General features: G+C 53.8%; 18 protein-coding genes and 1 tRNA gene. 6 read left to right on the top strand and 13 right to left on the bottom strand.

Features of this window, described 5'->3' with window-relative positions:
- Window positions 1–5 precede the first annotated feature (5 nt).
- Genes mngB through PGH32_RS01295 form a run of 4 tightly spaced genes read right to left on the bottom strand, consistent with a single transcriptional unit; the run spans window position 6 to window position 4,568 of the window.
- Window positions 6–2,639: a mannosylglycerate hydrolase gene (mngB, locus tag PGH32_RS01310; RefSeq protein ID WP_337892979.1), complete on the bottom strand. Its 2,634-nt coding sequence runs from the start codon at window positions 2,637–2,639 to the stop codon at window positions 6–8.
- Between the two features lie 27 nt (window positions 2,640–2,666).
- Complete coding sequence (locus PGH32_RS01305) at window positions 2,667–3,773, bottom strand: PTS fructose transporter subunit IIC (RefSeq protein ID WP_314418444.1); 1,107 nt, start codon at window positions 3,771–3,773, stop codon at window positions 2,667–2,669.
- A gap of 13 nt (window positions 3,774–3,786) precedes the next feature.
- On the bottom strand, window positions 3,787–4,110 hold the full coding sequence (locus tag PGH32_RS01300; protein WP_314418445.1) for a PTS fructose transporter subunit IIB: 324 nt from the start codon (window positions 4,108–4,110) through the stop codon (window positions 3,787–3,789).
- Window positions 4,107–4,568, bottom strand: coding sequence for a PTS sugar transporter subunit IIA (locus PGH32_RS01295; RefSeq protein ID WP_314418446.1), 462 nt, complete (start codon window positions 4,566–4,568; stop codon window positions 4,107–4,109). The genes PGH32_RS01300 and PGH32_RS01295 overlap by 4 nt, the downstream gene beginning before the upstream one ends.
- Window positions 4,569–4,946: 378 nt before the next feature.
- Between PGH32_RS01295 and PGH32_RS01290 the strand changes: the two genes are divergently transcribed.
- Window positions 4,947–5,297 carry a DUF1304 domain-containing protein gene (locus PGH32_RS01290; RefSeq protein ID WP_337892978.1) on the top strand — a complete coding sequence of 117 codons (351 nt, stop codon included), beginning with the start codon at window positions 4,947–4,949 and terminating at the stop codon, window positions 5,295–5,297.
- 129 nt (window positions 5,298–5,426) lie between these two features.
- Here PGH32_RS01290 and PGH32_RS01285 read toward each other — a convergent pair whose 3' ends face one another.
- Complete coding sequence (locus PGH32_RS01285; protein WP_337892977.1) at window positions 5,427–5,738, bottom strand: colicin V synthesis protein; 312 nt, start codon at window positions 5,736–5,738, stop codon at window positions 5,427–5,429.
- Window positions 5,739–6,357: 619 nt separating this feature from the next.
- Here PGH32_RS01285 and PGH32_RS01280 point away from each other — a divergent pair.
- On the top strand, window positions 6,358–7,647 hold the full coding sequence (locus PGH32_RS01280; RefSeq protein WP_337892976.1) for an MFS transporter: 1,290 nt from the start codon (window positions 6,358–6,360) through the stop codon (window positions 7,645–7,647).
- 164 nt (window positions 7,648–7,811) lie between these two features.
- Here the strand turns inward: PGH32_RS01280 and PGH32_RS01275 are convergent, their stop codons facing one another.
- From PGH32_RS01275 to PGH32_RS01255, 5 genes are all read right to left on the bottom strand, one after another.
- Complete coding sequence (locus PGH32_RS01275; protein WP_337892975.1) at window positions 7,812–8,498, bottom strand: YoaK family protein; 687 nt, start codon at window positions 8,496–8,498, stop codon at window positions 7,812–7,814.
- Window positions 8,495–9,667 carry a CoA:oxalate CoA-transferase gene (yfdE, locus tag PGH32_RS01270; protein ID WP_337892974.1) on the bottom strand — a complete coding sequence of 391 codons (1,173 nt, stop codon included), beginning with the start codon at window positions 9,665–9,667 and terminating at the stop codon, window positions 8,495–8,497. Before yfdE ends, PGH32_RS01275 begins: the two co-directional genes overlap by 4 nt.
- Window positions 9,668–9,723: 56 nt before the next feature.
- Window positions 9,724–11,421 carry an oxalyl-CoA decarboxylase gene (oxc, locus tag PGH32_RS01265; RefSeq protein ID WP_337892973.1) on the bottom strand — a complete coding sequence of 566 codons (1,698 nt, stop codon included), beginning with the start codon at window positions 11,419–11,421 and terminating at the stop codon, window positions 9,724–9,726.
- Window positions 11,422–11,571: 150 nt separating this feature from the next.
- Complete coding sequence (frc, locus tag PGH32_RS01260; RefSeq protein WP_337892972.1) at window positions 11,572–12,822, bottom strand: formyl-CoA transferase; 1,251 nt, start codon at window positions 12,820–12,822, stop codon at window positions 11,572–11,574.
- A gap of 647 nt (window positions 12,823–13,469) precedes the next feature.
- Window positions 13,470–13,546, bottom strand: a tRNA-Arg gene (locus tag PGH32_RS01255).
- Between the two features lie 181 nt (window positions 13,547–13,727).
- Here PGH32_RS01255 and folD point away from each other — a divergent pair.
- The 3 genes from folD (at window position 13,728) to adhP (ending at window position 16,072) form a co-directional block, all read left to right on the top strand.
- Window positions 13,728–14,594, top strand: coding sequence for a bifunctional methylenetetrahydrofolate dehydrogenase/methenyltetrahydrofolate cyclohydrolase FolD (gene folD, locus PGH32_RS01250; protein WP_314418459.1), 867 nt, complete (start codon window positions 13,728–13,730; stop codon window positions 14,592–14,594).
- Window positions 14,594–14,806, top strand: a complete 213-nt coding sequence (gene ybcJ, locus PGH32_RS01245; protein WP_105590893.1) for a ribosome-associated protein YbcJ — start codon at window positions 14,594–14,596, stop codon at window positions 14,804–14,806. The genes folD and ybcJ overlap by 1 nt, the downstream gene beginning before the upstream one ends.
- Before the next feature lie 249 nt (window positions 14,807–15,055).
- Window positions 15,056–16,072: an alcohol dehydrogenase AdhP gene (gene adhP, locus PGH32_RS01240; RefSeq protein ID WP_337892971.1), complete on the top strand. Its 1,017-nt coding sequence runs from the start codon at window positions 15,056–15,058 to the stop codon at window positions 16,070–16,072.
- A gap of 38 nt (window positions 16,073–16,110) precedes the next feature.
- Here adhP and PGH32_RS01235 read toward each other — a convergent pair whose 3' ends face one another.
- Window positions 16,111–16,767, bottom strand: a complete 657-nt coding sequence (locus PGH32_RS01235) for a helix-turn-helix transcriptional regulator (RefSeq protein WP_443112730.1) — start codon at window positions 16,765–16,767, stop codon at window positions 16,111–16,113.
- 113 nt (window positions 16,768–16,880) lie between these two features.
- Here PGH32_RS01235 and PGH32_RS01230 point away from each other — a divergent pair, with 113 nt between their 5' ends.
- Window positions 16,881–18,281 (top strand): MFS transporter, encoded by a 1,401-nt coding sequence (locus PGH32_RS01230; RefSeq protein WP_337892970.1) that lies wholly within the window; start codon window positions 16,881–16,883, stop codon window positions 18,279–18,281.
- 15 nt (window positions 18,282–18,296) lie between these two features.
- Here the strand turns inward: PGH32_RS01230 and PGH32_RS01225 are convergent, their stop codons facing one another.
- Both PGH32_RS01225 and cysS read right to left on the bottom strand, forming a co-directional pair.
- Window positions 18,297–19,394 carry an AAA family ATPase gene (locus PGH32_RS01225; RefSeq protein ID WP_337892969.1) on the bottom strand — a complete coding sequence of 366 codons (1,098 nt, stop codon included), beginning with the start codon at window positions 19,392–19,394 and terminating at the stop codon, window positions 18,297–18,299.
- Window positions 19,395–19,447: 53 nt separating this feature from the next.
- Entirely contained in the window at window positions 19,448–20,833 is a 1,386-nt protein-coding gene (gene cysS / locus PGH32_RS01220) for a cysteine--tRNA ligase (protein ID WP_337892968.1), read from the bottom strand.
- Window positions 20,834–21,034: the final 201 nt, after the last annotated feature.

Here is a 21,034-nt window from a genome sequence, read left to right as displayed (position 1 = left end):
CTCTCTTAATCCCTGGTGATATACAGCGTCTGGACATCGTTCTGTTGCAGCTGCTGGCGGACCGGCATTGGCGTACGCTCATCCAGCATCACCGGGCGGGCATTCGCCAGCGCCGGCAGAGCGACCGCCTGCTCCAGGTTCGGGTTATAGAGCCTGACGATATAGCCCGCTTCCTGCTCGGCGCATTTCACCGTACTGACCAGCGCATCGTCCGCGCCGTGCGGCAGGGTAAACAGGCTGAGCGTTTCCGGGTAGTCGCGCACTTCGTCGTTCAGGCAGAAGCGCAGGCGGCCGTTGAGGAAATCGCTGTCCTGATACACCGGGAAGGTGGTCAGCAGCTGCTTCGACACCCGCGCGTGCTGCCCCTGATTGAAGCTGCCGCTGTGAATGCGCCAGCCGAAGGTGAAGGAGAGCGATCCCAGCAGTTGGGCATCCGGCGTGGCAATCACCGACTCGCCGGAGGCGCGGCCCGGGCGGTACAGCAGGTTTTCTTTGCCCATATAGCCGAAGGTGCGGAACAGGGTCACGGCGATGGTATTAAAGCCGTCGCCGACGATTTCATACTCCCGCACGCCGTTGGTATGCAGGGTGAAACCGTGATGTTCGTCGTGCAGATTGACGTAGCTCTGCATCGGTTCGATGGCGATCGGCTTCTCGTGCCATTTTTCCTCTTCCCATACCGCCAGCGCGTTGCTGAGCTGTACCGGGCGGGTCACCACGCCAAACAGCTGATCGGCGCAGGAAACGTTGGCCAGAATATCCGTGGCGAAGTGTACGCACAGGCGATGGCTCAGCACATCATTTTCCACGTCAACCCGGAAGCGGATCAGATCGTCATCCTGCAGCGTGACGGTCGCCGCCACCTTCATCGGTGAACTGGCGATACCCTGCGCCCGTTCTTCCAGGCTGGCAGGCACCGAGAGCAGATATTCCAGATGCAGCGTCTGGCGCAGATCGTCCCGCTGGCGGCTGGCCTGAACCAGCGCATTTTCCGAGGTGATAAACATATCCTGACGCGGCGGCGAGTAGTTGTAGGAGTCGCCGTCGTCGCCGTTTTCCACCAGCAGCATCTGCCGCTGATAGCGCCTGCCGCTGGCCTTGTGGGTAATGGCCAGCAGGCCGTTGCTTTCCACCTCAATACGGTAGGCCGCGTTTTCAATCACCGTCTCTGCATCTTCCCGGCGCGGGCTGATGCCGTCGGCGGAGAAGTCCAGATGCCAGCGGGTATAGCCCAGCGCCGGAAGATCGCGGGCGGCCACCGTCAGCCGGGTGCGGAACACCTTCTCCGGGCGGTGGTACGGTTTGCCCGGGTTCAGGCGGATGGTCTGATTCAGCACGTACTGGGTCAGATCTTCCTGCTCTTCAATCACGCACGGCAGCGCGTTACCGTCGGCATCCCGCAGGGTGAACGGCAGGCCGGGCAGCCACGCCTCAAAGGTGATCTGCTGCGTGACCGGGTTTGGCAGAGGGTTGAAAACGGTAAAGCTGTAGTCGTGCTCGCGCGGAATGCGGATGCCGATCTGCCGGGTGGTCGACTCCAGCAGGTTGTTTGCCAGATCGCGCGCCTGCTTGTAGCGGAAGGCGATATCACGATTGGTGTCGTCGCTGTTGCAGCCGCCGATGCTGTCGTGGGCGGCGTTGTAGAACATCAGCTTCCAGATATCCGCCACGATGCGCGCCGGGTAGTCATGCCCCAGGCCGCGACCGATCGCCAGCACCGGTTCCAGGGTGTTGACCAGCAGCGCTTCAACCTCGTTGTTCAGCAGCTTGAGGTCGGCGCGGCAGGAGAAGATGGTTTTGTGCACGCGGGAGTGTTTGCCCTCGGTCAGCTCCCCCTGCAGCACGCGAACGTCCCCGGCAGATTCATTCTCCACCGCCTGCACGAATTCCAGCGGGCTGCTTATCTGGTAGTGGCGGGCGTCGTCACATTCGTTAAACGAGCGCACCAGCTCCGGCAGGTTTTCCCGCACCGGGGCCTGGTCAAAGCCGTGCGGATAGAGCAGATGCTGGCGCGCGCTGCGGGCTTCGATCGGCGCCATTTTCTCGTCGAGAAACGCTTTCATGGTGGCCGGCGTTTCGTCGATCAGGCCGCCGTAGTGGTAGCCCCACGGCATCTGCACGGCAAAGACCTTATCGCCGTTATCCCCCTGCCAGAGAAACTCAGTTTCATGCAGGGTGTTATCGGCAATGCCGCGCCAGAACAGCGCGTGACGGATGCCGAACTGGCGATAGATCTGCGGCATATTTCCGCCCTGGCCGAAGCAGTCCGGCACGTAGCCGAGCGGCAGGCTGTGACCGGCCTCGGCGGCAATGCGCTGACCGTAATACAGGTTGCGCACCACGGATTCCTGATGGATGACCAACTGGTCGGTCTGGGTGTACCACGGGCCGGTAATCAGGCGCTGTTCAGCAATCAGGTGATACAGGCGGTCACGATCCTCTGGTGCCCACTGCAGGTAGCTTTCAATCAGCGAGCTTTGCGCATCCAGCAGGTAGCTGGGGAAATCCGGGTTATCTTCCAGCACGCGCAGCACGTTTTTAATATGGCTGAACAGGTAAATACGCGAGCGCGAGGTGGTGAAATACCACTCCTGGTCCCAGTGCGTATGGGTATAAACATGTACGGTTTTCTTGGTCATTACGTCGTCCCTAAACCACTCGGGTTATTAATCAAATTTGATTTCGATATTGTCTGCTGCAAAGTCATCGGCCTGCGCGCTGCCCGTCGGTTCGTCGTTAAAGTTCACCAGCAGGTTGGCACCGAAGGCGATAACCAGCGTGCCAACCAGCGCCCCGGCGAAATAGGCCCAGGCATTGCCGACGGTAAAGCCACCGTACAGCCCGCCCAGCGGCGGCATAATCGGATAGGCTTTCAGTAAGGCGACGGTCATGGCACCGGCGATACCGGCAAAAACGTTAAGCGGGATCAGGCGCGCCGGGTTTTTCAGCGTGAAGGGGATCGCTCCTTCGGAGATGCCGAGGATGCCCATAATCACCGAACCGTTACCGGCCTCTTTCAGCGTCTGGCTGTAGTTGGCCGGGCGCAGGAAACGCGCGGCGGCATAGCCCAGCGGCGGGATGATAATCGCCACGTTGACCAGGATGGCGGGCAGATAAACGCCGCTGAGAAACAGTACGTTTGCCGTGCCCCACGCCGCTTTATTTACCGGGCCGCCGAGGTCAAAGCAGATCATGCCGCCGAGCACCGCCGCCAGCACCACGGTACTGGTGCCGTCTTTGGTCATTTCCTGTACCCAGGACATCAGCGAGCTGTTCAGCCAGCTCAGGGCATCGCCCAGCAGCAGCAGCATGACCAGCACCTGCAGGCCGACGGTGATAAACGGCAGGATAATCAACGGCACCGAGGTGGCCGCCGAGCCGGTGATGCGCACCCTGCGCGCCACCCAGTCGGAGGAGTAGCCCGCCAGCAGGCCGCCGAGCGCCGCGCCGAGGAAGCCGGACCCGGTAATGGAGGCAATCAGCCCGGCGGCAAAACCGGCCGCCAGCCCTTTTTTCCCGGCGATGGAATAGGCCACATACGCACCGAGGATATAATTCATCAGTCCGATTATTTTGAAGCCGATTTCCTGAGTCTGGTACAGCCAGTTTTTAATTCCCTGCACGTCGGCAAACTGATTAAGGTCGGAGGCACCAAAAGCAATACCGATAATTTTTGCTACGGCCACCATCAGTGAGCCGGCAATAATGACCGGCAGGGCAAAGGAAATACCCGTCATCAGATGGTTCTTTATATCCACCATTATTTTTTTCATAGGATCACCAGAGTTATTTATTTTTACGTTCTTCAACGGCGGCGACGCATTTCTTTATCACTTCAGCGGCGTGGCTGACGCACTGTCCAATTTTCACCCGGATTATTATTTTTCCTTCAAAACGCTCCTCTTCTTCTATGGATCGGTCGGCGGCGATCAGCACGAAATCGGCCGCGCTAATCTCCGCCGGGGAAAGCTTGTTCATCATTCCCATCGCGCCCTGCTGCTCCACTTTGACGCTGTGGCCCAGCTTCGCGCCCTCTTTTTCCAGCGACTTGGCCGCCATGGGCGTATGCGCCAGCCCGGCGATACAGGACGTAACTCCGACAATATTCATGCGTCTTCCTCAATGACCACACGCGACTGCATGTAGTTGTACAGTTCATCTTCGCTTTTGGCATCAAACAGTTGCTGGCGGAAATCGTCTTCGACGATCTGGCTGGCCAGGCTGTTGATGATTTTTAAATGCAGCAGCTGCGCACCGGATTCCGGCACGAACAGGCCGAAGACGATTTTTATCGGGCTGTCGTCCAGACTTTCCCAGTCCAGCGCCTGCTGCAGGCGGATAAAGATCACCCCGGCCTCGGTCACGTTGACCGTTTTGGCATGCGGGATGGCAATCTGGCCTTCAAAGCCGGTGGAATACTGGTTTTCACGGGTCCACAGATCCGCCTCTATTTTTTCTGCATCCGCCGCCCAGCCCTGCTCAACCGCCTGCTGCGACAGAAACTGAAATATCTCCCCCTTACTACTGAAATTCTTATTCAGAAAAATGTTCTCTCTGGCGATCAACATAATTGCGACGTCTCCACTTTTGTCTTCAGCATGTCCTGGCAACATAATAAGCGGATTAGCCTGGGCGAAAAGAGAACCGGTTTCCTCCGCCAGGGGGAAACCGGTTGTTATTGCGCAGATTAAAATGGGATTTACTTCTCAAAAGAGGGAATAACTGTGACGTGGCGCTTATTTTTGATGGGGGTTATGCGAGGGAGGGAAATAATGAGATTTGTGATGTGGGTGATATTTCTGCCGGTTTCAACGGTTCGGTTCCACTCGGCTAATTATGATTACCGGTGAAAATTTCGCCGTAGCGCCCGGAAAAAGAGCATTGTTGTGCAGCGGCTCACGAGGTTTGCCTATACTTTGATGACTTCGCACCGATCGGGACTCGCCATGCTAGCCAATACGCTGATCGCCCTCGTGGCGGCAATACATATCTATATTTTGATCCTGGAGATGTTTCTGTGGGACACCGCAACCGGCCGCCGGGCGTTTAACCTGAGCGAAGAGTTTGCCCGCAGCACCCGCGTGCTGGCGGCGAATCAGGGGCTGTATAACGGCTTTCTGGCCGCCGGCCTGCTGTGGGGGCTGTGGCTTGGCGAAAGCGGATTCCAGTTTAAGCTGTTTTTCCTCAGCTGCGTGATGATTGCCGGGATCTACGGCGCGGCGACGGCCAGCCGTAAAATCCTTTACGTACAGTCGATTCCCGCGTTGATTGCGCTGGGGGCACTGCTTTATGGCTGATGTTCTAATCCGCTGACAATGAGCGCCATTAAATACAAAATATAAGCCCCGGCCGATCGCCAGGGCTTTATTTAACGCACCCCATCATTCTGAAAACGGGTGAGCATTACCATTAATAGACTGTTAATCTTAGAAAGTCCCGTTAACCACGCTCTTGTAAAAGTCCATTGAAATTTTTTCAACCTGATCGCGATGGTTAAAACCGTAAAGTCCCCCTGCAACGCTCCCTGCAGCAACACCGATCGCACCAGCAACAATCATACCGACGCCCTGACCAATTGAACCCACGCCCAGCAGGCCACCACCATCACCACCGTGTTTTCCACCGATAATCGCGCCAGCAGCACCCGCCGTCGCACCAAGCAGTATCCCTGAATACAGCGCATCCATTAAACCTGCACCAGAAACATCATCAACCTCAACAGTTGTTAATTCACGCATTCTTCTTTCCTTTTAATTATAAAAGAGGTTTTGTTAAACTTACACCACACTTCCATGTGGATGAATTTGATTGTTTTATATTTCACTCTTTTTATATATAGTAAAATAAACGAAATTCTCGCTTACATGGATTCATATTATTTTATTTAAATAAAAACACCCACCCACCTATTATTCATGGTTATTTCTGAAGATGTTTCCATAAAAAAACCATCACCGTTTAATAATCCCCCTGCCCCAGCAGCGTTTTTTCATCCGGTTATATTGGAAACCTGTAAACAGGCGAGCCTGAGATTGGGTATAAGCAGGCGCTGCAGGAGGCGTGTTGGGCTTAGCGGCTAAGCGCAGAGTGCCCTCATCAATGCGAACCTCTCCGTAATCCCACTTTCCGCATGTTACTTAACAATGTTCCAAACTTTTTAAGCGCTATCACAACTCTGTTGTAAATCCATCGCGCGTGCTGTTTGTCGCGCATCCGTTGTGTAATCTTAATCACTGTTATCGGTAACAGTTCGCTATGGTCTGTTGCTGAAAAGACCGTGGAATGCCTGAGGGTGACTTATCAGTGGAAAGCAATCCATCGTCGCAAAATACACGTTATTTGATATCAGGATGCCAAATGAATAAAAACGTTAAACTATCTCAGAAACGTTGGCTCTATTTAATGCCGGTGATATTCATTACCTACAGCCTCGCCTATCTTGACCGCGCCAACTATGGTTTTGCCGCCGCGGCAGGTATCGATCGCGACCTAGGGATTACCAAGAATATTTCATCGCTGATAGGCGCCCTGTTCTTCCTCGGCTACTTCTTTTTCCAGGTTCCCGGCGCGGTTTATGCCGTAAAACGCAGCGTCCGCAAGCTGGTGTTTGTCAGCCTGCTGCTTTGGGGGGTCCTTGCTGCCGCAACCGGCCTGGTGGCGAATATCCCGATGCTGATGATTATCCGCTTTACGCTCGGCGTGGTGGAAGCGGCGGTGATGCCGGCAATGCTGATCTTTATCAGCAACTGGTTCACCAAGGGCGAGCGCTCGCGGGCCAATACGTTCCTGATTCTCGGCAATCCGGTGACCGTACTGTGGATGTCGATTCTTTCCGGTTACCTGATCCAGGCCTGGGGCTGGCGCGAGATGTTCATCATTGAAGGTATCCCGGCGGTGGCCTGGGCCTTTTTCTGGTGGTGGGCGGTGCGCGATAAGCCATCGGAGGTGACCTGGCTGTCAGCGAGTGAGAAACGCGATTTAGAACAGGCGATGGCCGCCGAGCAGCAGGACATTAAGCCGGTAAAAAATTACCGGGAAGCCTTCACCTCACGTAACGTGATCTGCCTGTGCCTGGTGCACGTATTCTGGAGCATTGGCGTATACGGTTTTATGATGTGGATGCCGTCCATTATTAAGGCGGGGGCCAATCGCGATATCGTCTCCGTTGGCTGGCTGGCCGCCGTGCCTTACCTGGCGGCAATTGTGCTGATGCTGATCGTCTCAACGCTGTCTGACAAAGTTCAGAACCGTAAACTGTTTGTCTGGCCGCTGCTGCTGATCGCGGGCCTGGCTTTCACCGGCTCCTGGCTCCTGGGCAGCGATTCCTTCTGGATCTCCTACGGGCTGCTCATTCTTGCCGCCGCCTGTATGTACGCGCCGTACGGTCCGTTCTTTGCGTTGATCCCCGAGCTGCTGCCGAAAAGCGTGGCCGGTATCTCAATGGGCCTGATCAACAGCTTCGGTGCGCTGGGCGCCTTCACCGGCGCGTGGCTGGTGGGCTTACTGAACGGCCTGACCGGCAACCCCAGCCTGTCGTTTGTGCTGATGGCGGTATCGCTGTTTATCTCGGTGGCGATCATGTATTCGGTGCGGCCGCAGAGTAAACAGGATGGTAAAGCGGTGACTGCGGTCGGGGCCAAGGCGTGAGGATTTGAGGGTTACCTTGATTCTCATTACGCGGAAAAACCACCTTCAGGGGTGGTTTTTTTGAATTCGAGGTTCAAAGAGCTTTACGAAGATGGGTATTGCGATGCTGAAAACGCTGCATCAGCATCGCTTATCGACCGTCGATTCCTCAGTACTGCCGATTTTCATAAGAATGAATCTCGCCGCCGCCTCAAACAAACACTCAGGCCAAAAAATATGGAAATAATTAAAATCGATCCAATTAACGGACTGTTAGTGTTTTTAACCAGCCATCCTCCCATCCCTGCCGAGATAATAAACGTAAACCAGCACACGCCGGGTATCCACACATCAGCTGCCAGCGGCCTTTTTTCCTTATCAATGGATGGATAAATATAATAACTTACTAAGCCAGTAGTGAATTTAACAATGTTATTGGTGGTAACCACTGTTTGCAGACCGACACTATCAAATCTGGGGAAAGCGACGGCCTGAATTGCAACCGTAAATGAAAGGACAGGCATTTCCAGCCATACTCTCAGAGAAGAGTGCAGTCTTAAAAAACTGGCGGCAAGCAAAAGTATTAGCATCAATCCATAGATAGAGGTTATTGATACATGCTTGCAGCGTAATATCTGACTGATTACACATCCCATAGCGAAACACATAATAACCAGTAGCAGAGGTATAACTTTGGCCCACTCTCCGGCCCAAAAAAGCCATCCTAACTGCACTGTATTTCCGGTCATAATCCCGGCATACATATGCCCCGCATCCGCATAGCAGACAACTTCCGTCATTGCCCCTGAGGCGGTTACGGCAATAAGGCGAAGGTACTCTTTAAACTCCACCGCGTCCTTTGATGGGATCATGATTTGAACTCTTCTCGTATACGTTGTCCATGTTCATCAAGCTCCGGTGCCGCGCCACGTATGGTGGGATCATCATAGGCAGACAGCTTTATCGGATTGCCGGGCATTTTCAATCCTCCTGCCGTCACTACCATATTTCGCGCCTGCGATTGGGGATGCTCCACCGCTTCAGCAACATCCAGGATAGGGCCGACAGGTACACCCGCAGCATCAAGATAATCTATCCACTCCTGCGCCGTTCTTGTAATCAGAACGGCCTCTAGCGCGGATTTTAAGGAAGACTGGTTTTGGGTTCGTAAAACATTCGTCTTATAATGAGGATGATCGATAAGTTCAGGAATGGCCAGATTTGTGCAAAGTAAGCTAAAAAGATGATCATTGCCGCAGCATATTACAAAAGATTTATCGCTAGCCTGGAAGGTATCAAACGGTGCCATTGAGGGATGTCGATTACCGATTCGCTCAGGCCCTTTACCGGTTGCAGCATAGGCCATGAACGGATGTTCAAGAAAAGCGATGGTAGCATCCAGCATGGCAATATCGACCTGCATGCCTTTTCCCGTATGCTCGCGGTCTAACAATGCCGTCACTATACCTGCGTAAAGATAAAGACCGGCAGCAATATCAGAGACTGATGTGCCCACTCTTGTTGGGGGGCCGTCGGGGAATCCTGTTGCATCCATTAACCCACTTATTCCCTGAATAATGGTGTCATACGCGGGATAATTAGCCATAGGCCCGGAATGGCCAAACCCCGAAGATGCAGCGTAAATAATTTGTGGATTAATTTTCTTCAGCTCATCGAAAGAAAATCCTAACCTGTCCATCACGCCAGGCCGGAAGTTTTCAACAACGACATCTGCTTTCGAAACCATGTTGATGAATATTTTTTTGTCTTTATCTTCTTTCAGATTTAAAACAACGCTTTCTTTTCCACGGTTAACGCATGAAAAATATAGGGATTTATTTCCGATATAAGGTCCATTTTTACGAGTATCATCCCCTTGCGGGGGTTCAACTTTAATAACCCGGGCGCCTAAGTCAGCCAGGATCGATGTTGCAAAAGGACCATTAATCACATGAGTTAAATCAACCACTGTAATATTGGACAGTGGCCCTTTTCGTTTCGGATTAATGTTTCCTGCGATGTGGTCTTTTTGTCTTTGCATTTCAATATCCTTTTTAAAATGGTTATCCAAATTCTTACCACTCTGGCTTTGTTATATTATTTACCCTGTGTTGTATTGAGTTTTTTAAGATGACCACTCTCAGTACCAGCATGAATATCGATAAGTACGTTGATAAGGGATGGTTTGCCAGAAGTTATTGCTTTATTAAGTTGTGTTTCAAGCTCATCGGGAGTTGTTGCGTTATAACCCGCACCTCCAAATGCTTCCATCATCACATCGTATCGTGCTGAAGCCATCAAAGTGGTCACCCCGGGATCGCCTTTATTGAAACGGTTAATATCATCTCCACGATAAATCCCCCCATTATTCATAACGATTATCGTAACCGGCAATTCATAACGACAAATCGTCTCAACGTCCATACCCGAAAAGCCAAATGCGCTGTCGCCTTCTAAAGCAACAACCGGTGATTGTTGTGTGACAGCTGCCGCAATGGCATAGCCCATGCCGATCCCCATGGTTCCCCACGTCCCACTGTCCAGACGGTGCCGGGGTTTTTTTATATCAATTAAATTGCGTCCAACGTCCAGAGTATTCGCACCTTCAGAAACAAGACAGGCATCAGGGAAGGTCTGCATAACTTTATTTACCGTTGATAAAGCGGTGAAGAAATTCATTGGAACAGTGCGATTTTCTAAACGGCTCGCCATTTTTTCTGCGTTTTCTTTTTTCTTGATGCTTATCACGTCCAGCCATTCTTTAGGTGCTTTAAATGTCCCCTTCGCGAACTCTTTCAGTATTAGCTTCATGGTAGAAGCCACATCGCCAACAACAGGAACATCAATTCGACGATTAGAATCAATTTCAACAGAGTCAATCTCTAACTGAATTATTTTTGCCGTTTCAGCCCACAGAGGCGGTTTACCATGACTTAATAACCAGTTTAATCTTGCTCCTATTAGCAGAACGACATCTGCTTTGCCCAAAACAAGAGATCTTGCAGTTGCAGCGGACAGAGGATGCAAATCTGGCAGCAGTCCTTTAGCCATGGACATTGGCAGGAAGGGAAGCGATGCGTCCTCAATAAACGTTTTCAAATCATGCTCTACCCGGGCGTAGGCAGCCCCTTTTCCTATGACCACGATGGGTCTTTTGGCCGTGCGGAGTAGATCAATCGCCTGCTTTACCGCGTGTTCAGAGGGAAACTGAGCAGGGGCAGGATCGGTCACTGTAATAAGCGAGGCAAGTCCACTTTCATATGGCATAACGGCAGGGAGTAGCGCGGCAGGTAAATCCAAATAAACACCGCCAGGGCGGCCAGATAGCGAGGTGCGAATAGCTCGAGCAATGCCTATACCGATATCTTCTACTCTGTTGATACGATATGCGGCCTTAGCATAGGGCGTTGCTGAATTCATTTGGTCCAGCTCTTCATAGTCACCTTGCTTCAAATCAACAATTGCGCGATTGGAAGAGCCTGAAATTAAGATCATCGGAAAACCATTGGTGGTCGCATTTGCCAGCGCGACCATACCATTCAGAAATCCCGGCGCAGAGACTGTCATACAGACACCTGGCCACTGTTGTAAATATCCACTACTTGCCGCGGCAAATCCGGCAGAGGTTTCATGACGGAAACCATAGTATTTAATTCCATTCTCTTGCGCCAGCCGCATTAAATCAGTTACAGGTATTCCGGCAACACCATATATCTCCGTTATTTTATTGATCTTCATTGCCTTAACAACAAGATTAAAACCATCTATTACTTTTTCCTGCTGCAACTCTGACATTTCTATTCCCCTTTGACTCGCGATACAGTTAGGTGGTGATTGATAGATTAATCATCTGGCGTTGCAATTCACATTAAAAAAAGATCATGGATATTTTATAAAAATATAAAGACAGGATAAATTCATTCACAGAGAATGAATTATGAACATTCAAATTACACCTTTCTCTTTAAGCGTTTTTATCTGTTGTTCTGTATATCCCAAATCGGTGAGCACCTCTACATTGTGTTCTCCAAGCAACGGTGATCCTGTGATTTTTGGAGTGAATGCTGAAAATTTTTGTGGGCATCCAATAGTAAAATATGAACCTCGTTCCTTATGTTCGACCTCAACCACTGAACCGTTTTTCCGGAGTGATTTATCATACATAAGCTCTTTTGTCGTTAAAACGGGACCACAGGGAATTTCAGACTTACGCATAATTTCAACAACTTCATGTTTATCTTTATCGATTGTCCATGATTCGACTGCATTATAAACGTCAAAAAGATGAGGAATTCTTGCCTCTGGTGTTGCAAATTCAGGGTCTGTAATCCATTCAGGTTTTCCGATTACGTTACAGACGTCTTTCCATCCCCACGGTTGGAAGATGACATAAACATAATCGTTGGGATCTGTTTTCCAGTTTTTGCATTTAAGCATCCAGCCAGGTACGCCCGATCCTGAAGCGTTCTCACCACGAGGAACCGTATCGCCAAAAGGCTTATGGGGATATTGTGGGTACTCTGTTAATTCACCATTTCGTTCAAGGCGCTGCTGATCGCGAAATTTTACACGGCACAGGTTCATCACTGCATCCTGCATTGACATGTAAACCTTCTGCCCTTTCCCGGTTTTTTCTCGATGAATGATCGCCGTTAAAATTCCAATGAGAAGGTGCATCCCAGTATTGGAATCTCCTACGGCAGCTCCTGACATTAGCGGAGTTCCCTCAATAAGCCCGGTGACGGATGCAGCCCCGCCCGCAGCCTGTGCTATATCCTCATAGGTTTTTAGATCGCCATAGGGAGAGTTCTCTGGAAATCCCTTAATGGTGCCATAAATCAATCTTGCATTAATTTCTTGTAAAGATTCCCAGCCAAACCCCATTCTTTCCAGAGAACCGGGAGCGAAATTTTCTACAAAAACATCTGCTTTACTTAATAATTTTGTAAGGATTTCCTTTCCTTCCGGCGTTTTAGTATTTAATTCTAACGATCGTTTATTAGAATTTAGCATGGTAAAGTAAAGCCCATCCTTTCCTGGTATATCGCGTAATTGCTGACGGGTGACATCTCCTTTACCCGGCATTTCAATCTTTAGTACATCAGCACCTAACCAGGCCAGCATTTGTGTGCATGATGGACCCGCCTGCACACCAGTAAAATCAATAACTTTTATGCCTTCTAAGGGAAGTTTCATTTTTGCATCCTGTTTATAATCATTATCAGTCAGCCATAATCTCAGCGTGCAACAACTGAGATTGATTAATATCAATAAAAATGACTTGCAATGATACGCATTCTAAAAATTTACCCACACGAAACATTATGATTGGCTTTGCCTGGATTTATTAATTATTCGTGCTAACGACAATGCGCATTTATTTAATATGAATTATTAAATCCAATTAAATCGATGCGTGAAAAAGTAATTTTAAGTGTAATTTTTAATGTTATTTATCAGGGAAAAACTGATTTATTTATAACAGCTACTCTCATCGAGCAATAAAGTGACGGAGCGGCAACCACAGCGGTAATAAAAATGCAGGCTGGCCCTAAAACTGCCTGGAGATTAGCGTTAAAACGTGTCGGTATTGAAAACTTTTTCCTCCATGCCCTGTGGCATACATGGGCTGGCTGGTTCAGGCCGGAGTGCCTCTGTCGGCGTTGCAGAATAATGGGCGGATGGGAAAGCATCGACATGGTACAGCGATATGCACACCCGGCACCAATTCGTCTGACCGAATATGCTCGCAAAATTGACGCACTTTTGAGTGACAACAACACAAATACGACACAGGGAGAAAATCAGGCAGGATTGAGAATGGTTAAAGCATTGATATTTAATGGTACGCCCTACAGGATTCGAACCTGTGACCTACGGCTTAGAAGGCCGGTGCTCTATCCAGCTGAGCTAAGGGCGCACGGTGAGTGGGTCGGATTATACGGTCAACATCCGCTTAGTCAACGATTTTACCGCCTTTCGCCACCCGATGACGAAGTAATGAACGATATCCTGCCAATCTCTGCCTGACAGCAGCGCCCGCTTCTGCCAAAATAGAGCCAATCCCCGATTTAACTCAACACAGATGGATCCCCTCTCTGATGGTAGCAAAAATTATTGACGGTAAAACGATTGCGCAGCAGGTGCGACAAGAGGTTGCGGAAAAAGTACAGCAGCGTCTGGCGGCCGGTAAACGTGCGCCTGGCCTGGCCGTAGTTCTGGTTGGTGAGAACCCGGCGTCGCAAATCTATGTCGGCAGCAAACGTCGTGCCTGTGAAGAGGTGGGCTTCCTCTCCCGCTCTTACGATCTGCCCGCAACGACCAGCGAAGCCGAACTGCTGGACCTGATTACCGAGCTGAATAACGATCCGGCCATTGACGGTATTCTGGTGCAGCTGCCGCTGCCGGCCGGCATTGACAACGTGAAGGTGCTGGAGCATATCTCTCCGGCGAAGGATGTGGACGGCTTCCACCCTTATAACGTGGGTCGCCTGTGCCAGCGTGCGCCAAAGCTGCGCCCGTGCACGCCGCGCGGCATTGTGACGCTGCTGGAGCGCTACAATATCGATACCTTCGGCCTGAATGCCGTGGTCGTCGGTGCCTCGAATATCGTCGGCCGCCCGATGAGCATGGAGCTGCTGCTGGCCGGTTGCACCACCACAGTGACCCACCGCTTCACCAAAAACCTGCGCCACCACGTAGAGCACGCCGACCTGCTGGTGGTTGCCGTTGGCAAACCCGGCTTTATTCCCGGCGAATGGATTAAGCCAGGCGCGATCGTAATCGATGTTGGCATCAACCGCCTGGAAAGCGGCAAAGTGGTCGGCGACGTGGAGTTTGAAGCCGCGTCCGAGCGTGCTTCCTATATCACCCCGGTTCCGGGCGGCGTCGGTCCCATGACCGTGGCCACCCTGATTCAGAATACCCTGCAGGCCTGTGAAGGCAGCGATGATGGAGCAGTAGAATAATGGCAACCTTTTCCCTTGGCGATCACCCACATGTGGATCTCTGCGACCTGCTGAAGCTGGAAGGCTGGGTTGAAAGCGGCGCGATGGCTAAATCCCTGATTGCCGACGGTTACGTCACCGTCAACGGCGCGGTGGAAACCCGCAAGCGTTGCAAAATCGTTGCCGGTCAGACCGTCGAATTCGATGGCAATCAGGTTACCGTTACCGCCTGATGCCCGACAAATGCATCAAACAGGCGTGAACTTCGCCTGTTTACCACGCTGAGCCGCTACCCTTCGGGAATGCGGCTTTTTTATGCCGATGTCAACCGCCGATCTCCTTTTTTCCGGCAACCCGCTCAAGATCCCGCCATTCCCCTACCCATAAATGATTACTCCGTTGAGACTTGATTCATATCAATAAATTACCGGCAGCAGGCGTTACCCTGCCTTATCCCCCCTGTTAAACGGAAGAGGTTAAGCATGAAAGCTGCTGTAGTGACTCACGATCATAAAGTGAACGTTGTCGAAAAGACCCTCCGCCCGCTCAAGCACGGCGAAGCGCTGCTGAAAATGGATTGCTGTGGCGTTTGCCATACCGACCTGCATGTGAAAAACGGTGATTTCGGTGATAAAACCGGGGTTATTCTTGGGCATGAAGGCGTTGGCGTGGTGAAGGAAATCGGCCCGGGCGTCACCTCCCTGAAACCCGGCGACCGCGCCAGCGTGGCCTGGTTCTTCAAGGGCTGTGGGCACTGTGAATACTGTAACAGCGGTAACGAAACCCTGTGCCGTGAAGTCATCAACGCGGGCTACACCGCCGACGGCGGCATGGCGGAAGAGTGCATCGTGGTGGCGGACTACGCGGTAAAAGTGCCGGACGGTCTGGACTCCGCTGCGGCAAGCAGCGTGACCTGCGCCGGGGTGACTACCTATAAAGCGGTGAAAGTCTCCGGTATTGCGCCGGGTAAATGGCTGGTGATCTACGGCCTTGGCGGCCTGGGCAACCTGGCGCTGCAGTATGCAAAAAACGTCTTTAACGCCAAGGTGATTGCCGTTGACGTCAACGATTCGCAGCTGCAGTTCGCGAAAGATATGGGCGCGGATATGGTGATTAACTCGCGCACTGAAGACGCGGCGAAGCTGATTCAGGAACGCGTTGGCGGCGCTCACGCGGCAGTGGTCACGGCCGTTGCCAAAGCCGCCTTTAACTCCGCGGTGGATGCCATGCGCGCCGGTGGCCGCATCGTGGCGGTTGGCCTGCCGCCGGAGTCCATGAGTCTGAACATCCCGCGCCTGGTGCTGGACGGTATTCAGGTCGTGGGTTCGCTGGTCGGCACCCGCGAAGATCTCGCCGAAGCCTTCCAGTTTGCAGCCGAAGGCAAAGTGCTGCCGAAGGTCACCCGCCGTCCTCTGGAGGATATCAACACCATCTTCCACGAAATGGAAAGCGGCACTATCGTTGGCCGTATGGTGATTGATTTTACCGGGGCGAAATAAGCCCGCATCCTCTGGCCTGCTCCCGCAGGCCAGCATTCTCAGCGTGATTCATCCCCGTGCTGCACCCGGTAGGCGCAGCGTCGCGCCTGGCTGAGAATATGTTCAACACGCACCACGTCGGCTTCCAGCACCTCACTGAAGATGGCCTGCTCCGCCCGGCAGAACCCCTGACAGACCGTTGCCGCCGCGCAGATGGGGCAATGATTTTCAATCAGCAGCAGGCTGCCGTCATCCAGCACCTCATATTCCGCCATGTAGCCTTCCGCAGAGCGGATCTCGGCCAGCCGCGCTACCCGCTCGGTTAAGCTATTCAGCGCGGCCAGCTCGTGCCGGTAAAACTCGCGGGTTTTCTTCTCGCGCTTTTCAATCAGCAGATCGATCCCCTGCTCACCGAATGATTCTCTGACGATTTCCAGCAGCTGTATGGTCAGTTCGGGATGGGTATCCGGGAACTGCTTTTGCCCTTTCGGGGTCAGCTGCCAGAACTGTGAAGGGCGGCCCACGCCGCGCGACGTCGAGAAAGCGGCAACCAGGCCGTCCGACGCCAGCTTGCCGAACTGCTGGCGGGCAGCTTCTGCGGTCATTCCCAGCGCCTTTCCCGCCTCCGCAGCCTGCTGTGGCCCACGGGTTTTCAGCAGGTGAAGCAGGCGCTGTGATGTCGATAAGTGCTCTCCATGCAACGGTTCCGTTGACAAGATTTTTATCCCCCCACTAATATTCCAAGTGTTTTCTTGTTTTATTAATTTACCTCAGAGCTGTGCGGCCGACAACGTCTGAGCGAATAACATTGCATTTTCTGGGAGTCACTATGTCATCGCATGAAGGAAACTGGGGAGATCTGCTCTCCGGTAAGAATGCCGCACGCTCGGCTGCGCTGTCCGGCGGCGTTGCGCTGCACGCTATCAATATCTACATCGCCACTACCGTCCTGCCCTCGGTGGTTCAGGAGATCGGCGGGCTGAATCTGTATGCGTGGAACACCACGCTGTTTGTGGTCGCCTCAATACTCGGTTCGGCACTGACCAGCCGAACCCTGAACCGCACCGGTTCGCGCGGTGCCTACATGATTGCGATTATGTTATTCCTGGCGGGCAGCCTGCTGTGCGCTCTCGCGCCGTCAATGCTGGTGATGCTGCTGGGCCGGACCGTACAGGGGCTGGGCGGCGGTTTTCTCTTCGCGCTGGGCTACGCGATGATCTATGAGGTTTTTGAGAAGTCGCTGTGGCCACGCGCTTTCGCGCTGGTGTCGGGCATGTGGGGCGTTGCCACGCTGGTCGGCCCGGCGATTGGCGGCATCTTTGCCGATATCAACGCCTGGCGAATGGCGTTTGGCTTCCTGGTGCCGGTATCGCTGCTGTACGCCTGGCTTATCTGGCGCGCGCTGCCCGCCGACGGCCACGAACGCGCGCCGGCCGCGCCGCTGCCGGGTATCCAGCTGCTGCTGCTGACGGCGGCGGTGCTGGCTATCAGCCTCGGCAGTACCAAAGCGGAGCTAAGCTATAACCTGCTCGGGGTTGGCGTGGCGGTGATTCTGGTGGCGATACTGGTAGGCCGTGAACGGCAAGGGGGCGCGGGCCTGCTGCCGCGAAATGCGCTACGCCTTCACTCACCGCTGCTGATGCTGTACCTGACCATCGGCCTGCTGGTTATCGGTATGACCAGTGAAACGTTTGTCCCCTACTTTCTGCAGCACCTGCACGGCCAGTCTCCGCTGATGTCGGGCTACCTGGCGGCGCTGATGGCGGCGGGCTGGACGCTGGCCGAGGTGTGGAGCTCCGGCTGGCAGGGCAAGCGTATTACGCTGGCGATTGTTATCGGCCCGGTGCTGGTACTGGCCGGGATGGTTATGCTGGCGTTAGCGACGCCGGTACAGAGCGCCGGGGGCATAATGCTGCTGGTGGCGATCTCACTGGCTCTGCTGCTGGTAGGATTCGGGATTGGTATCGGCTGGCCGCATCTGCTGACCCGGGTGCTGGAGGTAACGCCCGCAGAAGATCAGGACGCTGCCGCGACCTCAATCTCAACCGTGCAGCTGTTCGCTACCGCACTGGGCGCGGCGCTCTCCGGCATGCTGGCGAATATGGGCGGGCTGAACGTGCCGGGCGGCAGCGAGGGGGCAGTCAGCGCCTCGCGGGTGCTGTTTGGCGTGCTGGCGCTGGCACCGCTGCTGGCAATTTACACGGCCAGCCGGGCGGCTAAAACACAGTAACGGGGATGATGCCGCTCAGACAGCGGCATCGCTAATCACCGTTGCGCCATCCACCTGCCCCAGCTGGTAGTGCCGCACCTCGGCGTGCTCGGCAATCTGCTGCGCCAGCAGCGGCGAATGGCTGGTCACCCACAGCTGACTGTAGCGGCTGGCTTCGGCAATCAGTTCGGCGAGCGCGGGCAGCAGATCGGGATGCAGGCTGTTTTCCGGCTCGTTAAGCGCCATAAAAGCGGGCGGACGCGGGCTGAGCAGCGCCACAACCAGGCAGAGAAAGCGCAGCGTGCCGTCGGATAGCTCGGCGGACTCCAGCGGCCGCAGAATACCCTGGCGATGCATCAACAGCTGAAAGCGCCCGCCCTGCGCGTCCACTTCAAAACGGCTGTCGGGAAAAGCACGCTCAAGAATTGAGAACAGCAGCTCGCTGTGCCCGCGTTCGCGAATGGTTTCAAAGGCGGCGGCGAGGTTACTGCCGTCGTGGGCCAGCACCGGTGAGCGAATGCCCACCTGCGGCGCACGCAGCGCACTGCCCGGCCACACGGCAAATTCGTGGTAGAAACGCCAGCCGCGCAGGCTCTCGCGCACCTGCGACACTTCCGGGTAAAGATGCGGCTCCGCCAGTTGGGCAAATACCGACTCCTCCGCATGCAGCGCGGCCGGATAGGCCACTCTTTCCCCCTCAATATTCTGCAGAAAAGCGGTCTGGTTATTGCGCTCCAGCAGCTGCGCCGATCGGCGGCGTCGCTGACCGCTCAGCCACAGCTGTTCTTTTTTTACCAGCGGGTCGAGGTTAAACAGGCTGATCAGCGGCTCGGGAAAACCGATTTCCAGCTGGTAGTCGAAGTCGCTCATCTCAACCGCCAGCACCATGCGTTTGAGTTCGCTGTTGCGTTCACCGGGCCGCTTCCCACCGGCCCACATTGCCTTCTGAATGCCGCCGTCCTGCGCCAGCCCCTGCGACAGGCGTTCGCACGCGGCTTCGTGCAGCAGGCGAACCGCTTTATAGAGGTTGGATTTGCCGCAGCCGTTGGGGCCGCTGATGACATTAAGCTGGCCGAGTTCGAACTCTAAATGGCGGATGGAGCGATAGTTAGTGAGGGCAAACTGACGGATCATATTCACGCATCCCTAATGAAACGGGCCAGCGATTGCTGGCCCGGAGTGAGGAGTTACTTACGACGCCAGCTGGTGCCGGCAGGGCCATCCTCAAGGATAATACCCAGCTCGTTCAGCTTGTCGCGGGCCACGTCGGCCTGCGCCCAGTTTTTCTCTTTACGCGCATCGTTGCGCATTTTGATCAGCGCTTCGATTTCCGCTACTTCATCATCATTGCTCTGCGCACCGCTCTGCAGGAACAGTTCCGGGTCCTGCTCCAGCAGGCCAAGCACGCCGGCCAGCTGGCGCAGGCGGGCAGCCAGCGCATCGGCTGCAGCTTTATCTTCTGACTTCAGGCGGTTAACTTCACGCGCCAGGTCGAACAGCGCCGAGTAGGCTTCCGGGGTGTTGAAGTCGTCATCCATCGCTTCACGGAAGCGGGCTTCAAATGCTTCGCCGCCGGCAGGCGCTGCCGACGCATCGGTATTACGCAGCGCGGTATAAAGGCGCTCAAGCGCGGCGCGCGCCTGGTTCAGGTTATCTTCACCGTAGTTCAGCTGGCTGCGATAGTGGCCGGACATCAGGAAGTAACGCACGGTTTCCGCATCATAATGGGCAAGCACGTCGCGCACGGTAAAGAAGTTGTTTAGCGATTTCGACATCTTCTCGCGGTCAACCATCACCATGCCGGAGTGCATCCAGTAGTTCACGTATGGGCCGTCATGGGCGCAGGTGGACTGAGCGATTTCGTTTTCATGATGCGGGAACATCAGATCGGAGCCGCCACCGTGAATATCAAAGTGGTGGCCAAGCTGCTTGCAGTTCATCGCCGAGCACTCAATGTGCCAGCCCGGACGACCGTTGCCCCACGGCGACGCCCAGCCCGGCTCGTCGGACTTGGACATTTTCCACAGCACGAAATCCATCGGATTGCGTTTCACATCCGCCACTTCCACGCGCGCACCGGCCTGCAGCTGCTCCAGATCCTGGCGTGACAGCGAACCGTAGGTCGGATCGCTGTCTACGGAGAACATGACGTCGCCGTTGCTGGCGACATACGCGTGCTCACGGGCAATCAGCGTGCTGACCAGCTCGATGATTTCATCAATATGGCGGGTGGCACGCGGCTCCTGGTCCGGCGGCAGAATGTTCAGCGCGGCAAAATCCGTGTGCATTTCAGCAATCATGCGGTCGGTCAGTTCACCAATCGTTTCGCCGTTTTCATTAGCGCGTTTGATAATCTTGTCATCAATATCGGTGATGTTACGCACGTACTTAAGGGAGTAGCCGAGGTAACGCAGGTAGCGGGCCACCACGTCAAACGCCACGAAGGTCCTGCCGTGACCAATGTGACAGAGGTCATAAACGGTAATGCCGCACACGTACATGCCAATCTGACCGGCATGGATTGGTTTAAATTCCTCTTTTTGACGACTCAGGGTGTTGAAAATCTTTAGCATTGAGACATTCCGTTTTAGGCGTGTGCGGGGTTAATGATAAAAATGATAATCCGGTATTCTGACGCATTTTTCATGCCAGCGCTACGCCAGGTATCGCGATAGCGCGGATGTTGTTATGCAGCAGGGCTGACTCGCCATCACATTTTGTGATATAAGAGCCGTCTGCCGCACGGAGCGGACATTCGTCCATGCTTTCGACGC

The organism is Erwinia sp. SLM-02, assembly GCF_037450285.1.
Classification (GTDB): domain Bacteria; phylum Pseudomonadota; class Gammaproteobacteria; order Enterobacterales; family Enterobacteriaceae; genus Erwinia.
The sequence above is the reverse complement of the archived record's forward strand: the minus strand, read 5'-3'. Positions and strand labels throughout refer to the sequence as shown.

Coding starts and splice junctions, on each gene's coding strand:
- mngB (WP_337892979.1), bottom strand. CDS start 2,639: ATGACCAAGAAAACCGTACATGTTTATACCCATACGCACTGGGACCAG.
- PGH32_RS01305 (WP_314418444.1), bottom strand. CDS start 3,773: ATGAAAAAAATAATGGTGGATATAAAGAACCATCTGATGACGGGTATT.
- PGH32_RS01300 (WP_314418445.1), bottom strand. CDS start 4,110: ATGAATATTGTCGGAGTTACGTCCTGTATCGCCGGGCTGGCGCATACG.
- PGH32_RS01295 (WP_314418446.1), bottom strand. CDS start 4,568: ATGTTGATCGCCAGAGAGAACATTTTTCTGAATAAGAATTTCAGTAGT.
- PGH32_RS01290 (WP_337892978.1), top strand. CDS start 4,947: ATGCTAGCCAATACGCTGATCGCCCTCGTGGCGGCAATACATATCTAT.
- PGH32_RS01285 (WP_337892977.1), bottom strand. CDS start 5,738: ATGCGTGAATTAACAACTGTTGAGGTTGATGATGTTTCTGGTGCAGGT.
- PGH32_RS01280 (WP_337892976.1), top strand. CDS start 6,358: ATGAATAAAAACGTTAAACTATCTCAGAAACGTTGGCTCTATTTAATG.
- PGH32_RS01275 (WP_337892975.1), bottom strand. CDS start 8,498: ATGATCCCATCAAAGGACGCGGTGGAGTTTAAAGAGTACCTTCGCCTT.
- yfdE (WP_337892974.1), bottom strand. CDS start 9,667: ATGCAAAGACAAAAAGACCACATCGCAGGAAACATTAATCCGAAACGA.
- oxc (WP_337892973.1), bottom strand. CDS start 11,421: ATGTCAGAGTTGCAGCAGGAAAAAGTAATAGATGGTTTTAATCTTGTT.
- frc (WP_337892972.1), bottom strand. CDS start 12,822: ATGAAACTTCCCTTAGAAGGCATAAAAGTTATTGATTTTACTGGTGTG.
- folD (WP_314418459.1), top strand. CDS start 13,728: ATGGTAGCAAAAATTATTGACGGTAAAACGATTGCGCAGCAGGTGCGA.
- ybcJ (WP_105590893.1), top strand. CDS start 14,594: ATGGCAACCTTTTCCCTTGGCGATCACCCACATGTGGATCTCTGCGAC.
- adhP (WP_337892971.1), top strand. CDS start 15,056: ATGAAAGCTGCTGTAGTGACTCACGATCATAAAGTGAACGTTGTCGAA.
- PGH32_RS01230 (WP_337892970.1), top strand. CDS start 16,881: ATGTCATCGCATGAAGGAAACTGGGGAGATCTGCTCTCCGGTAAGAAT.
- PGH32_RS01225 (WP_337892969.1), bottom strand. CDS start 19,394: ATGATCCGTCAGTTTGCCCTCACTAACTATCGCTCCATCCGCCATTTA.
- cysS (WP_337892968.1), bottom strand. CDS start 20,833: ATGCTAAAGATTTTCAACACCCTGAGTCGTCAAAAAGAGGAATTTAAA.